A 12,682-nucleotide genomic window follows, 5' to 3' on the forward strand; every position below is an offset into this window, starting at 1 on the left:
AATTGATAATCGAGTAGATCATACCAAATCGGCGATCTTCATTCTATTTGCGAGGACAATTCAAAGGCGAAAGCCGATCGATATTCGGAATTGGAAATTTTGGAGCGAATAAAAACGATGGATTTGGAAAACGCACACTTTCATTGACGCGAAAATGGCGGCAGGCTACCCGATATCGAGAGAAACGGAGGATCGCCTATGCGTCCGCTTCAGCGATTGCAGATCGAACGCCTTGAGTTGTTCTTTGCCGAGGCACACGCGCAGCGGGACACGGCCCGCCTTCGCATCTTGCGCGACGAACTTGCTGAGCGGCGCGGACAGCGCGCCCGCGTCCTGGCCGCCCGTGTTGCCATTGCGCTGGGGCAGTCGACGGCGAGGGCAGCGTGACGGCGGCGCCGAAGATGACGACGCAGCGGATGTGGACGGAGCAGGATCGCGTCTATGCGGCCTATCTGGCGGGGACGGGTGCGACGCCCGCCGAGATCGCGGCGCTCGTCGGCGGCACCTCAGCCGCGTATGTTGGCCAAGTGCTGCGGTCCTTCGGCCTTCTGAACCTTCGGCGTCCCGGCCGGCCGAACGAGGACATCCTGACGCTTCGCTGGAAGCGCAGCGATCGCCAGCGCCTCAACGACATCGCTGACCGGCTCGATCGCGATCCCGAGGAGCTGCTGGCGCTGATCGGCCGGCGCGTCCTTGACGGCGGGGTCGATGCCGTCAATGCACTCGTCGACCGCTTCGACACGGTCGGCTGATCGTCACAGCTGGAACCGCAGGCATCGCAGCGCGGTCGAAAATTGTATCGCCGAGCAGACATGCCGTCGCAAAGCATTCGATGAGCGTCACGGCCCGCGCTATTGCAGTCGCGGCCGATCGTTCCGGTCAGGCTCCGAAAAGGCGAAGCGAAGGCCGAAAATTCCTAGCTGAAAAACACGCGAATTCGGGGCCGCCGCGCCGCCGCAGGCCGCGCTCCCCCCAAAAGGTACCTAAAGCGCACGTCGCGCCCTCTCGCGGCCCGAGACGGCCATTCTGCCCATCCCCGGCTCAACCGGCCGGCCCGAGCGTCACGGCCGTTCTCGGGCGGTTTCTGGCCGTTTCGGCGCTGTTCGGCGTTGAGCCCTGCCCCCCGCCCTGCGGATGGTCGGCGGCCGGCGGGTTCCTTCCGCCGGCCGCCTGCCCCCCCACGCAGCATGCCCGAGGCCGCAGGGGAGGCCGCGGCGACCGGCGCGAGGAGAGGCGCGCCGGCCGCCCTGCCTGCCTCGCCGCCGGGGAAGGACCAAATCCGGCAGCAAAGGCGGCAACTCTCAGACTTCCCGAACCTCCAAAACGGCGCGCGGATCGGCATCGCGGCGCCGGGCAATGATCCGGCCCTCCGCCTCGGCGGCGACAATCGCGGCCTCTTCGATGCGCTCAAGTTCAAGCCGCCGGGCAGAAGTCTCGGCGAAGCGGGCTTCGCGCTCTGTATCGGACAGGGCGCCGGCCTGCGGCGCTGCGTCGATCATCGCGCCGATCTTCGCGGCGATCTGGTCGCGCATCAGCCAGACGAAGAACGAAGCGCCGGCATCGCCTGAGAGGGCGAGGCTGGGCGCCTCGCCGCCGGCGACGACCGGCATAGTCGCGATCCGCGTCATCCGGGCCAGCTCGACGGGCGATCCGGCGCGGGCGGTCGCATGGACGCGCGGCTCCCCTTGCGCCGCTATGGCGTCAAGCTCGGCGAGGAAGCGGTCGCGAAGATCGGAGACCGGCGCCGGGGCGCCTTCGGCGGCCTGCCATGCGTCGTCCAGCGCGGCGAGCTCGCGGCGGATGCGCTCGCTCTCGGCCGGGAAATCGCGGGTCTTGGGCGGCTTGGGGGCGAAATGATCGAGGCGACCAATGCCGAAGCTCGCGGCTCGGCCCAGCCACGTCTCGATGCCTTCGAGGAAGGCGAAGGCCTCCTGCCTCGCCGCCGCCCGTTCGCGGGCGTCGGACGCGATCGCCAGGCGACGTCGCGCAGCCTCGACGGGCTGCATGAGCCGCTCCTCGGTCTCGCTGCGCTGCTGCGCGTGCTTCCGCGCTGCGACGACGGCGGTGGCGGGGTGGGCATCGATCTCGACGCCCGGCGGCATGGCAAGCCGCTCGCGGGCTCGCGCTTCGATCAGCGCGGCGTCGCGTCGGGCCTCTTGCTCGCGGTCGCTCGCGGCGCGATAGGCGCCGACCGCGGCCTGCCGCTCAATCATGAGCGCTTCGAGCTTCGCGCGGCTCTTGGCCGGCAGCAGGGCGAGGGCAGTTTCGGAAATGTCCATTTCGCCCCCCTATCGCACGATGATGCCGCGGGCGCGGAGCTGCCCGATCGCGACCGCGCGCTGATGCGCGCTGATGCCATCCGGCCAGACGAGCGCGGCGCCGTTGACCTCGCAATGCGCGACAAGGGCAGCGATGCGCACCGTCTCGTCTTCCCCGGCCGTCACGCCGGTGAGGGCGACGGCGCCGGGCCGCTCGCGGCCGTCCGTCGCAGACGGATCGAAGGCGGCGGCCTCATACTCGACGCCGACCGTGATCTCGAAGATGTCACCGGCCTCGAAGGGCGTCGAGCCGGCCGCGATCACGAACATCAGCTCGCCGCCGAACGGCTCGCCGACCGCGGCGATGCCGATGACGACGCCGGCGGGGTCTTCGACGCTGAAGGTCGTCGCGCCGGTCGCGATCGCGCGATAGACGCCGCGCCGGGCCTTCGTCGTCAAGGGCGGATCGGCGAGCGTCAGCGTGCCGTCGCCGGCATTCTCAGAACCAGTCGAGACGTCCACGGGCGCACTTTCGACCTGCGCGAGCAGCGCGAGGACCGCGCCGGCCGCGAAGGACTGCGACGGCGCGACCGTGACGCCCCGGCGCGACCGCTTGCCGGCCGCTTCGCTCAAAAGAATTTCGCCGGGATGCCGGCGCTCATTGAATGCAGGCATGACAACCTCCTATCCGGGGTCGAGTATGCCCGGCAGCAGCGGCGCAGGGGATTTGAAGTCTGCGGACGTTTCCGGAGGTTTTGGACGGAAAAGGCGCCGGCGATCGATCCAGCAGCGGCCGCCCGGCGTCCAGACCGCGATGTCCTTCGTGCGCGCCCACTCGCGCACCGTTCGCTCGTCAACGCGGGCGATGTGGGCCGCCTCCTTCGGGGTAAGCCAGCGCGGATCGTTGAGGTCGAGGTCGGGCGGCGGCCAGGGCTCTCGTTGGTCGGGCATCGGCGATCCTCGGTCGAATATGGCGGCGGCGGGCTTGAGGCCCGCTGCGCCGTCTAGCGCTACGTGCCAGCGCGGTTGACTTCGGCGATCGCGTCCTTCCAGAGCGCCTTCGTCTTCGACGCGCCGGGCTTCGGCGGCTCGTCGGGGCCGGAGACGACGGCACCCGCGACCTGCTCGCCCGTCGCGCTGTCGTAGGCGACGAGCCCGCCGTCCGCGTCGCGAGCGCGGCGGCCGGCGAGCGCGGCCTCGGCGCGGGCGCGCTGCTCGTCGGTGAGGGGCGGCTCCGACCAACCGGCCGCCGACACCTTCGGGGCTGAGCGCAGCGCCTCGATCGCGGCAGCGGCCGGCATGTCGGACGAGAACGCCAGCGCCTCGGCTACGGCTCGCCGGCCCTCGGCTTCGGCGCTTGTCATGATCGCCCGAATGCGCTCCCGCTCGGCCGCGGCGCCGTCGCGCCGCGCCGCGTCGACGGCCTCGTCGCGCTGGGCTCGCTCTTCGCGGATGCGTCGGGCCGCAGCCTCGCCGAGAACATCGTCGCGGCGCGCGTTCGGCCCGAGGACTTCCAAGGCGGCGGCAACGGCGGCAAGGAAATGCTCGTCCCCTTCGAGGGCGTGCCCACGAGCGAGGCGACGGGCGTCAGTGTGCAGATCAGTCATGGTGCAGCTCCATTGTTGGCGCGGGCACTTCGGCGCCGCGCAGGTTCAATTCGGACGCCCGCCGCCGGACTTGGCAGCGAGCGCGTCGAGGACAGCGAGGGCCGAGGCGAGGGGCACGGTCTCATCGAGGGCGAGGTCGCGGGCGGCGTGGAAGTGAGCCTCAGCAGCGTCGTGGAGAAGGCAGCGACGAACCCGTTCGACGAGGATTTCGTCGCGATAGCCGAGCCGCTTTGTCGTCCGCTCGATGGCCTGCTCGATAACCGCCAGCCGCACAGCCAGCGGCCAACTGCCGGAGGTGACTTCTTGGGCATGATCCGCGACGGCCTGCTGAAGGCTCGGCGTCGGCGGCAGGTCGCCGCGCCGGTCGTCGCCGGCTCCGGGCGCGGCAGCGGCGAGCGTCTTCGCCCGCCTTATCGCCTCTTCGGCCGAGATCGTCGGGTCGCCGGCGAGCGGCATCGCATGGTCGACGTGCTCGCGGGGTGTGATCCGAAGGATGGCGCGCGCCCGCTCTCGGAACGTGGCGCGGGTCGCCTCGCGAGCGGCCAGGATCTCGCGCATGACGGGCCGGGCGAGGATGCCGACCAACCATTTCGGCGCGTGCGGCAGCTCGCTCCGCACGATCGCCTCGGCAAGCCGCTGCGCCTCGGCGGGGTCGGCGCGCTGGCCGTCGAGACGGGCGAGGATGTCGTCGATTTCATGATCGGTCATCCGGCCCTCCTGCTGCGACGCGCCGGCCTGATGCCCGTCGCGGCGGCGATGAAGACGAGCGCGAGGCGGAGGATCGAAATTGGGCTCATCGGGCAGCCTCCTATGCGCCGCGCCGATGCGGCGGATGATCGGGCTCGCCGCCGGGCGGCGGTGCGGGAGGCGCAGGGCGACGCCCGCGGGGAGCCACATAGGCTCTGAGGTTTCGCACGGCCGCCGCGAAGGCCAGAAGGTCGGCTTTGATGGCGGCCTCATCCATGCCGATCTCGCGGCGGCGGCGACGGAGGCGGCGAAGATGCTCTTGCCACCACGCTTCAGCGTCGTCTTTCGGCAGGCTGCCAAGGCGGTCGACGACGCGGCGCAGATAATGCACCCGCCGGGCAAGCGGGAACGGCAAAACGTCAGCGCTAGGCGGCACGATGGCGAGCCGGCGCGGCTCCCGCGGCGGCGCCTCGGTCTGGGCGGCATCGCTGAACGTGAATTCCATCTGGCGCATCACACTTCCTCCGTTTTGGCGCTCTCGTTCTCGGCCTCGTCATCCGGCCAGTCGGAGAGCCAGCCGTCCGCCGCCCCGTCGCCGTCGCCGCTGTCGCGGATCGGCCGCTCTCGGCCGTCCTCGTCGATTTCGGTGGCGTCGACGTCGTCCGGCTCGTATCGGCGGTCGCGATCGTTGCCGCCTATCCGACGCTCGCGCCCCTCGTCGTCGAACTCGAATTCTTCAGCCTCGTCGAGCATCGGGCGCGCCGAGGCGGTCGCCGCAAGCGCGTTCGCGTCGGCGTAATCTTCACTGCCAGCGGGGGCGTACTCAGGCACCCACCCGCGGCACGGATCATCGACCGGCGGAGGGATCGTCGCGCCGCCGAAGGCCGCGCGGGGCGCCTCAAGCGCCCCCAGCGCGGCCAATTCGAGGTCGGCCGTCGAGGGGCAATCTCTATCGTCCGCCGGGATGGGGGACGCGCTCAAGCGCGTTCCCCCATCAACAGTACTGTTACCTATATCGTTACCTTCAGGGGCTTCCGCTGAGGCGGAAGCCCCTAGGTCGGTTAGGTCGGTACTATGAAAGCGGCGCCCGGCTTCCGGTTTTGCGACGCTGTACTTCCGGTTTTGCGACGCCGGAGTTCCGGTTTCAGCGCCCTCCAAAACCGGCGGCCGGCTTCCGGTTTCATCGCCATTCAGAACCGGCGCTGCGCTTCCGGTTTTGAGAGCGCTGTCGTCCACCGCATCCGGGGCATATTTCTGGCCCATGCACCGCGCTCGCGTGGCCTCGTCGGGCCACATGGGCCGGTAGTGCAGGCCGCGCTTCGACCTCGGCCGCGTGCGCTCTTTCCCGGACAGGATCGCGACCCAACCCGCCTTGGCGAGAGCCGCAAGGTGCTCGCGGACCTGCCTGCCCGACAGGCCCGACCGGGCCGCAAGCTCGTCCTGCGCGGGGAAGGCCTCCCCGGTCTCTCGGTGCATGAAGTCTTCGATGACGGTTGCGAGCCTATAGGCCGACGAATGCACGGCCTCGTGCGGCTGAGCCGCCAGCCCCATGCGCCACCTGGCCCGCTCGCCATGGCTCAAACCGACGGCGACAGCCGTACCCTGCCGCGCTGCCTGGGCCTTCCTCGCGCGACCGCCCCCGCCGCCATCCTCGGCGCCGGGCTCACAATCGTTCCGATCCCGGAACGATTTGTCATTGACTGCGAACGATTTTTTGCTCATCGTTCTGGCTCCTCGATGTGCAAGTTCCTTGCGCCCGCCGCGTCACCGCGCGGCGGGCGTTTCATTTGCGACCGCGCCGCAGCGCGAGCAGCGAAACCGCTTGCCGAGCTTCGCAGCCGGGATCGCGACGGCGGCGGAATGACCGCAGCCCGCGCACCTCACGATGCGAGAGACTTTCGCGACGGCCGCTTCGGCCTCGGCGCGCAGCTCAGCCTTGGCCGCCCGCCGCTTGGGCGGCGCGAGGCCGGCCGGCGCGCCGTAGTCGTCGATCGCATCGACGCCCTGGCGCCGCATCCGGTCGCGCGCGTTGGTGCGGCTGTGGTCGAGGCGGCTCATTCCTCGCCGCCTTCGCCGAGAAGGCGGTCGATGGAGGCGGCCGTGATGAGGCTGCGACCGCAGACCTTGATCATCGTGAGCTGCCCGCGCTCGACGGCGCGATAGATCGAGTTCCGAGATACGCTCAATTCGCGGCAGGCGTCGTCGATGGTCAGGGCGCGCGGACGGCGCGGCGCATCCTTCGAGGTGTGATCTTCGGCCATGTCATGCTCCAGTGGATGCCGAATTGAAGAATTCGAGGCGCGATGTGCGCATTCATCCATCAGGCCTCAGGCCGATAGTTCGAGATTAGGGGCTAAATAGAAACAAAGCGCAATAGCCGAAATCAATGAATGCTTCGAAACGGCGAGCAATTCCGCCTTGCTTTATTCCCAGATTTGGAAATCCAAAAGGTAGCAACAGAAAGGGCCGGGCGCATATTGCGCGCCGGCCCCTGCCTATCGTCCTTTGCGGTTAGGGAAACTGTACGGGAAGCAGCGGGTTGTATCGGGAAGCGTTCCCGCACCCCATTTTCCTAACGCCTTGACTTGTCGGCTCTTTCCCTGCGCCTCTCCTGGGCACCATTTCACTGTCCCGCGACAGTTTCAGGATGTCTCAGCCCGTCCCATGCGGGCGGTGGAAGCCGCTGATAATCCTCGGAAATCTCTAAATCGCCGTCCCGGCACGTCCTAGCTTGTCCCGTTCAAGCCCGAACTTTTTGTGGGCAACGGGAGCTCGAACGGGCGCGTGTTTCTGAACCAAACATCGGGCCTACGGAACGCAAAGATCCATGACATTCCAAGTCCCTGTCCCCCTTCCATCGAAAAGCCAAAGCTCTGGAGTCCGTCCAAGTTCGACTCTTACTGGCGGCACATAGAACGAGGCGGGATCTGGATCGATAAGTTCCACGGTGAACCAGCGGTTCAACGCATACGCTGGCTCATGTGTCCAGTCGGCGGTGACCGGCGGGCTAAACTGCGCGCAGAATAGTATTGTAACAGCAGCCATTGCTTGTAGGCACGCTTCTAGCGTTGCTCGATCAAGTGCAGTCTCTCGGTCGTGTTTTGTTGCATTGTAAGCATCATACCAAGGGAGCGATGCCGTCGGCTGTTTTATGTCCCAACTTTGAAATGGTCTCAGAGGGCCGACGTTTGGATGCCGTCTAAGCGTTACCTGAAATTCCCGAAGGCAGAGCGGCTCACATGCCCGGACGTAGTCGTTCATGTTGAAGCGGTCGCGCCCAGAGAAACTGCCCGAGGCCCTGAGTACGGCGCGAAGCGATGCCTCAACTTCCATGCACGCGAGGGCGAGCAATTCTCTTGTGCGATGTCCGAATGACTTTAGGTTGCTTGTGTTAAATTCAGTAAATGCTGCTATATCCTCAAGCCTGTCAAATAGGAGCTCCATATATTCCGATTTGGGTGATTGCATGCGCGGAAGGTGCAAGATATAGCTGAGAGTGCCGCGCTCCATCTGATCCCGGCCTCCACTTTCGCCGGTAGCACTCCCCTGGTCGATTCAGCATTTCGATGATATTTTTTGCGCCAAATACGTTCTCAACCCAAGAATGCAATTCTACCCCGGTCACGGCCTGCGTCATCGCATAACCTGGTGTGATAGCTCGCAAGCCAACATCATCTGCAAACATCCCAATAAAAAAGCCATCAACTTCGTAGGCGACGCCACGCGGCAGGGCTCTAACAATGCCGCCAGTGTATCGGATGGTCTGTTGAGTTACATCAAAAGTTAAAGCTGGAGAATATTTGGCAGGATGATTTATGATATTATTCATGGCGAGTTGTAACACCGTCGGGACTTGCTGAGGATATTGCTAAACAGAGCTGATAAGCCTCAAAGGCAGAGAGCCTCATTCAATCGGCTTTGCCGGGATCACCTTGTCCCGTCCTGAGCACTGTTGATGTCCTATTCGAACGATAACCCCACTCTCTCCCTCAACCGCAACAACGCGATCCGCTCGATCTCCGCCATCGCCGTCGAGAACTCCGCTTCGGGCGTGTTCGCGAGCCGCGCCTGAAAAGCCTCCAGAATCTCCTCCTTGGTCCTGCCCTTCACGGCCATGATGAAGGGGAAGCCGAAGCGGGCCTTGTAGGCGTCGTTGAGGGCGAGAAAGGTCGTCTTCTCCTCGGCCGTCAGGCGGTCGAGGCCGGCGCCGGCCTGTTCGCGGCGGGAATCGGGGGCGAGCTCGGCGGTTTTCAGGCGGCCGGCGAGGTCCGGGTGGGCCTTGATGAGGGCGAGTTTTTTCTCGCGCGGGGCATGCGCCAGGACGGTGCACATGGCCGCGTGCAGGCCCTCGGCGGTGTCCTGGGCGGCGGTGAGGCCGCGCCTGTGCGTCTCCTCGGCGATCCAGGGGGAATGTTCGAAGACGTCGCCGTAGAGCGCGGTGAAGCGCGGGGCGGAGAGGCGGCTCGGCACGAGGCCGGCCGGGCGGTGTTGGACGTACCAGTGGCGGGCGATGTCGATGCGGCGCGGCACCCACACGCGCGGATGCGCGGCGACATAGTCGAGGAAGCGGGCGAGCGCCGCGGCCCGACCCGGCCGGCCGACGAGGCGGCAGTGCAGGCCGATGTTGAGCATCTTCGGCGCGCCCTCGAGGCCTTCGGCATAGAGGGTGTCGAAGCTGTCCTTGAGGTAAGCGAAGAACTGGTCGCCGGAATTGAAGCCCTGCACGGCGGCAAAGCGCATGTCGTTGGCATCGAGCGTATAGGGGATGACGAGGTGCGGCCCGTGCGGCCCCTCGACCCAGTACGGCAGGTCGTCGGCGTAGGAATCGGACGAATAGAGGAAGCCGCCCTCCTCCATGACGAGGTCGGTGGTGAAGGCCGAGCAGCGGCCGGTGTACCAGCCGAGCGGGCGCGCGCCCGTCACCTCCTCGTGCAGCTCGAGCGCCTGGAGAAGGTGAGCGCGCTCCTCCTCCTTGGAAAAATCCTTGTACTCGATCCACTTGAGGCCGTGGCTGGCGATCTCCCAATCCGCCTCGTGCATGGCTGCGACGGCCTCGGGGTTGCGGGCCAGCGCGGTGGCGACGCCATAGACCGTCACCGGCAGGCCGCGGCGGGTGAACATGCGCCACAGGCGCCAGAAGCCGGCGCGCGAGCCGTATTCGTAGATCGACTCCATGTTCATGTGGCGCTGGCCGGGCCAGGGCTGGGCGCCGACGATCTCGGACAGGAAGGCCTCCGAGGCGGCGTCGCCGTGCAGGATGCTGTTCTCGCCGCCCTCCTCGTAGTTGAGGACGAACTGCACCGCGATCGCCGCCCCGTTCGGCCAGACGGGATCGGGCGCATAGCGTCCGTAGCCGATCATGTCGCGGGGATAGGGGCTCGTCATGGCGAAGGCTCCGGAGATAGCGGCGGGAGGGGCGGCGCGAGACGCCGCGCCGCTCCCAAGCAAGCATCGGGCCGCGGCGGAAATCAACGGGGGGATGGAGAGGGGGCAGGCGCGGCCGGCTGTCGCGGCCGCCCGATTTCCGCGCACGCCTCTTTGGCAAGCGCTGCACTCTGCTGTAGTGACGAAGTGCAGGGACAGCGATCCCGCCGCATGAGGTAGCGACCCCCGTGAGCACGCCCGCGATCCACGGCGGCATCAGGCCGTCGGACTGGCATCTGCGCAGCACGCTGCAGGATCTCTTCCTGCTCGTGTCGGCCATGGCGCTCGCGGTGCTGGTCGCCTGGCACTTCGACATCTTCACGAGCGGCTATGTCACCGATCCGGTGGAGAAGAAGATCGAGATCGACGAGGCGCTGCTGCTCGGCCTCATCCTCAGCATCGTGCTCTTCCTGTTCTCGCTGCGCCGGCTCGCCGAACAACGCCGTGAAGAGGCGCGGCGGGTCGCGGCGGAGGAGCGGGCACGGCAGGCCGAGCATCTCGCCATGCTCGACCCGCTGACCGGGCTTCCCAACCGGCGCGTGCTGAGCCGGGCCTTCGAGGAGGTGCGGCAGCGGCCGGAGCGGGGCGGCGCCACCCTCGCCTTCATGCTGATCGACCTCAACGGCTTCAAGGCGATCAACGACCGGCACGGCCACCCGGTCGGCGACCGGCTGCTCGTCGTCGTGGCGCAGCGCCTCGGCGGCGCGCTGCCGCGGGAGGCCACCCTCAGCCGGCTCGGCGGGGACGAGTTCGCCGTGCTCTGCCCGCATATCGCCGGTCGCGAGGATGCCGAGGCCATCGCCCGGCGGCTCGTCGAGGTCATTGCGGAACCGATCGTGCTCGACGGCACGCGCCATGCCGTTTCCGCGGCCGTCGGCGTCGCCGTCTGTCCGATTGCCGGCGCGGTCGTCGATGATCTGATGCGCGATGCCGATGCCGCGCTCTATGCCGCCAAGGCCGCGGGCGGTGCGGCGATCCGCTTCGCGGCAACGCCTGCCGAGGTCGCGGCAGGCTGAACGGCGGCGCGATCCGCGACATTCCTGTTTAAGAGACGTCACGCGATGGCTGCCATGCATTGGCGGCTCTGCGCCAGCGGCACGAATCATGTTTCGCTGGTAGAATTGTATGTTGCGTCATGTGGCGTTCAGTCGGGTCGTGGTGTCGGTATGCGTTTCGAGGCTTCGTTCTCCGTGGAGGTCGACGAATACGGGCGCATTGCGCACGAATGTGTCGACTATTCCTTGCTGCCCCTGCGTTACGAGCGGCTGACGCTGGAGCTCGACGAACCGATGCCGCGCCGGCAGATCGGCTATGCCATCGTCTGGAATGACGACCGGGTGGTGCATGCCGCCGCGGTGGTCAGCGACCGGCTGCGGATCGACCTCGATCTTGCCGTGCCGGCCGGCGACCATGCGTTCTGGTTCCTGTGCGCCGGGCTCGATCCCGGCGTCACCATCAAGGGGCGGGCCGTCGTCGAGGGGCGGCTCGACCTCGCGGCCGATGCGGCGGCTGATCCGGGCTGACCGGCGGGCCCGCACGGCAAGACACAAGAGGAAACGGGGAAAATAGTGGGCATCATCTCTTATCTGACGACGACGGAATTCGGGCCGGGCAGCCTCGCCAGGCTGGCGGACAGCCTCGCCGCCCTCGGCATCCGGCGTCCGCTCCTCGTCAGCGACCGCGGCCTTGCGGCGACGCCGCTCGTCGAGCGCGTCGGGGCGCTCTGCCCGGCCGGCACGCCGGTCTTCCTCGACGTGCCGACCAACCCGACCGAGGAGGCGGCGCTCGCCGCGCTCGCGCTCTACAAGGCGGAAGGCTGCGACGGACTCGTGGCGCTCGGCGGCGGCTCGCCCATCGACCTCGCCAAGGCGGTGGGGCTGCTCGCCACGCATCCGGCGCCGCTCGCGCGCTATGCCGCCATCGACGGCGGCATGGCCCATATCACGGCGGCGGTCGCGCCGCTCGTCGCCGTCCCGACGACGGCCGGCACCGGTGCGGAGGTGGGCCGCGCCAGCCTGATGACGCTGGCCGACGGGCGCAAGGTGGGCATCATCAGCCAGCATCTCATCCCGCGGCTCGCCCTGTGCGATCCGGAGCTGACGCTCGGCCTGCCGCCGGGTCTGACGGCGGCGACGGGGCTCGACGCGCTGTCGCATTGCATCGAGACTTTCCTGTCGCCGCGCGACAATCCGCCGGCCGAGGCCATCGCCCTCGACGGCGCCGGCCGCATCTGGCGCAACCTGGAGCGGGCCGTCGCCGACGGCTCCGACCTTGCGGCGCGCACCGAACTGATGATGGGCGCGCTCGAGGGTGGCCTCACCTTCCAGAAGGGTCTCGGCGCCGTGCATGCGCTGAGCCATGCGCTCGGCAGCCTCAAGGAGCCGTCGCTGCATCACGGCACGCTCAACGCCATCCTGATGCCGCCGGTGGTGCGCTTCAACGCCGGCCATGTCGGCGACAAGCTTGCGCGCATCAAGGCGGCGCTCGGCCTGCCGGCGGAGGCGGATCTCGCCGCCGAGCTCGATGCGCTCAACCGGCGCCTCAAAATCCCGGCGGGCTTGAGGACGCTCGGCGTCACGGAGGCCATGCTGCCGGGCATCGTCGAGAAGGCCCTCGCCGACCACAGCAATGCCACCAATCCGCGCGCGGCGACCGGCGACGACTACATGGCGCTACTGCGCGAGGTGATGGTCTGATCCGGATGGT

The 12,682-nt window shown here is 67.5% G+C and carries 16 protein-coding genes; 5 read left to right on the top strand and 11 right to left on the bottom strand.

The window, feature by feature from the left end; all coding sequences use genetic code 11:
- Positions 1–198 precede the first annotated feature (198 nt).
- Together GGR16_RS10225 and GGR16_RS10230 are read left to right on the top strand one after the other, a co-directional pair.
- The gene (locus GGR16_RS10225; protein ID WP_183316536.1) at positions 199–387 is read left to right on the top strand and encodes a hypothetical protein; all 189 of its coding nucleotides are present in this window, start codon (positions 199–201) and stop codon (positions 385–387) included.
- Entirely contained in the window at positions 384–752 is a 369-nt protein-coding gene (locus tag GGR16_RS10230; protein ID WP_183316537.1) for a hypothetical protein, read from the top strand. Before GGR16_RS10225 ends, GGR16_RS10230 begins: the two co-directional genes overlap by 4 nt.
- Positions 753–1,301: 549 nt before the next feature.
- On the opposite strand, the gene GGR16_RS10235 is transcribed toward GGR16_RS10230, so the two are convergent.
- From GGR16_RS10235 to puuE, 11 genes are all read right to left on the bottom strand, one after another.
- A complete protein-coding gene (locus tag GGR16_RS10235; RefSeq protein ID WP_183316538.1) occupies positions 1,302–2,279 on the bottom strand; it encodes a hypothetical protein in 978 nt (325 codons plus the stop codon).
- A gap of 9 nt (positions 2,280–2,288) precedes the next feature.
- Positions 2,289–2,933 carry a head decoration protein gene (locus GGR16_RS10240; protein WP_183316539.1) on the bottom strand — a complete coding sequence of 215 codons (645 nt, stop codon included), beginning with the start codon at positions 2,931–2,933 and terminating at the stop codon, positions 2,289–2,291.
- 9 nt (positions 2,934–2,942) lie between these two features.
- Positions 2,943–3,209 carry a helix-turn-helix domain-containing protein gene (locus GGR16_RS10245; RefSeq protein WP_183316540.1) on the bottom strand — a complete coding sequence of 89 codons (267 nt, stop codon included), beginning with the start codon at positions 3,207–3,209 and terminating at the stop codon, positions 2,943–2,945.
- 59 nt (positions 3,210–3,268) lie between these two features.
- Positions 3,269–3,865, bottom strand: coding sequence for a hypothetical protein (locus tag GGR16_RS10250; RefSeq protein WP_183316541.1), 597 nt, complete (start codon positions 3,863–3,865; stop codon positions 3,269–3,271).
- Positions 3,866–3,910: 45 nt separating this feature from the next.
- Positions 3,911–4,573 carry a hypothetical protein gene (locus GGR16_RS10255; protein ID WP_183316542.1) on the bottom strand — a complete coding sequence of 221 codons (663 nt, stop codon included), beginning with the start codon at positions 4,571–4,573 and terminating at the stop codon, positions 3,911–3,913.
- A gap of 100 nt (positions 4,574–4,673) precedes the next feature.
- Positions 4,674–5,066 carry a DUF6074 family protein gene (locus GGR16_RS10260; RefSeq protein WP_183316543.1) on the bottom strand — a complete coding sequence of 131 codons (393 nt, stop codon included), beginning with the start codon at positions 5,064–5,066 and terminating at the stop codon, positions 4,674–4,676.
- Positions 5,066–6,274 (bottom strand): helix-turn-helix domain-containing protein, encoded by a 1,209-nt coding sequence (locus tag GGR16_RS10265; RefSeq protein WP_183316544.1) that lies wholly within the window; start codon positions 6,272–6,274, stop codon positions 5,066–5,068. The genes GGR16_RS10260 and GGR16_RS10265 overlap by 1 nt, the downstream gene beginning before the upstream one ends.
- 42 nt (positions 6,275–6,316) lie before the next feature.
- Positions 6,317–6,610 (bottom strand): hypothetical protein, encoded by a 294-nt coding sequence (locus tag GGR16_RS10270; protein WP_183316545.1) that lies wholly within the window; start codon positions 6,608–6,610, stop codon positions 6,317–6,319.
- Positions 6,607–6,813, bottom strand: coding sequence for a helix-turn-helix domain-containing protein (locus GGR16_RS10275; protein WP_183316546.1), 207 nt, complete (start codon positions 6,811–6,813; stop codon positions 6,607–6,609). The genes GGR16_RS10270 and GGR16_RS10275 overlap by 4 nt, the downstream gene beginning before the upstream one ends.
- A gap of 1,166 nt (positions 6,814–7,979) precedes the next feature.
- A complete protein-coding gene (locus GGR16_RS10280) occupies positions 7,980–8,396 on the bottom strand; it encodes a hypothetical protein (RefSeq protein WP_183316547.1) in 417 nt (138 codons plus the stop codon).
- Positions 8,397–8,512: 116 nt separating this feature from the next.
- Entirely contained in the window at positions 8,513–9,937 is a 1,425-nt protein-coding gene (puuE, locus tag GGR16_RS10285; protein WP_183316548.1) for an allantoinase PuuE, read from the bottom strand.
- Positions 9,938–10,164: 227 nt separating this feature from the next.
- On the opposite strand from puuE, the gene GGR16_RS26520 reads away from it, so the two are divergent.
- The 3 genes from GGR16_RS26520 to GGR16_RS10300 all read left to right on the top strand — a co-directional run bounded on the left by GGR16_RS26520 (position 10,165) and on the right by GGR16_RS10300 (position 12,672).
- Positions 10,165–10,992, top strand: coding sequence for a GGDEF domain-containing protein (locus tag GGR16_RS26520; protein ID WP_019401215.1), 828 nt, complete (start codon positions 10,165–10,167; stop codon positions 10,990–10,992).
- Positions 10,993–11,142: 150 nt separating this feature from the next.
- Entirely contained in the window at positions 11,143–11,499 is a 357-nt protein-coding gene (locus tag GGR16_RS10295; protein WP_019401216.1) for a hypothetical protein, read from the top strand.
- Between the two features lie 45 nt (positions 11,500–11,544).
- Entirely contained in the window at positions 11,545–12,672 is a 1,128-nt protein-coding gene (locus GGR16_RS10300; RefSeq protein WP_019401217.1) for an iron-containing alcohol dehydrogenase, read from the top strand.
- Positions 12,673–12,682 lie beyond the last annotated feature (10 nt).

Origin of the sequence: Chelatococcus caeni (assembly GCF_014196925.1) — a bacterium.
Classification (GTDB): Bacteria; Pseudomonadota; Alphaproteobacteria; order Rhizobiales; family Beijerinckiaceae; genus Chelatococcus_A; species Chelatococcus_A caeni.

Bases quoted from the DNA above. Each gene is read 5' to 3' on its own strand.
- GGR16_RS10225 (WP_183316536.1), top strand. From the start codon at position 199: ATGCGTCCGCTTCAGCGATTGCAGATCGAACGCCTTGAGTTGTTCTTT.
- GGR16_RS10235 (WP_183316538.1), bottom strand. From the start codon at position 2,279: ATGGACATTTCCGAAACTGCCCTCGCCCTGCTGCCGGCCAAGAGCCGC.
- GGR16_RS10240 (WP_183316539.1), bottom strand. From the start codon at position 2,933: ATGCCTGCATTCAATGAGCGCCGGCATCCCGGCGAAATTCTTTTGAGC.
- GGR16_RS10245 (WP_183316540.1), bottom strand. From the start codon at position 3,209: ATGCCCGACCAACGAGAGCCCTGGCCGCCGCCCGACCTCGACCTCAAC.
- GGR16_RS10250 (WP_183316541.1), bottom strand. From the start codon at position 3,865: ATGACTGATCTGCACACTGACGCCCGTCGCCTCGCTCGTGGGCACGCC.
- GGR16_RS10255 (WP_183316542.1), bottom strand. From the start codon at position 4,573: ATGACCGATCATGAAATCGACGACATCCTCGCCCGTCTCGACGGCCAG.
- GGR16_RS10260 (WP_183316543.1), bottom strand. From the start codon at position 5,066: ATGCGCCAGATGGAATTCACGTTCAGCGATGCCGCCCAGACCGAGGCG.
- GGR16_RS10265 (WP_183316544.1), bottom strand. From the start codon at position 6,274: ATGAGCAAAAAATCGTTCGCAGTCAATGACAAATCGTTCCGGGATCGG.
- GGR16_RS10270 (WP_183316545.1), bottom strand. From the start codon at position 6,610: ATGAGCCGCCTCGACCACAGCCGCACCAACGCGCGCGACCGGATGCGG.
- GGR16_RS10275 (WP_183316546.1), bottom strand. From the start codon at position 6,813: ATGGCCGAAGATCACACCTCGAAGGATGCGCCGCGCCGTCCGCGCGCC.
- puuE (WP_183316548.1), bottom strand. From the start codon at position 9,937: ATGACGAGCCCCTATCCCCGCGACATGATCGGCTACGGACGCTATGCG.
- GGR16_RS10295 (WP_019401216.1), top strand. From the start codon at position 11,143: ATGCGTTTCGAGGCTTCGTTCTCCGTGGAGGTCGACGAATACGGGCGC.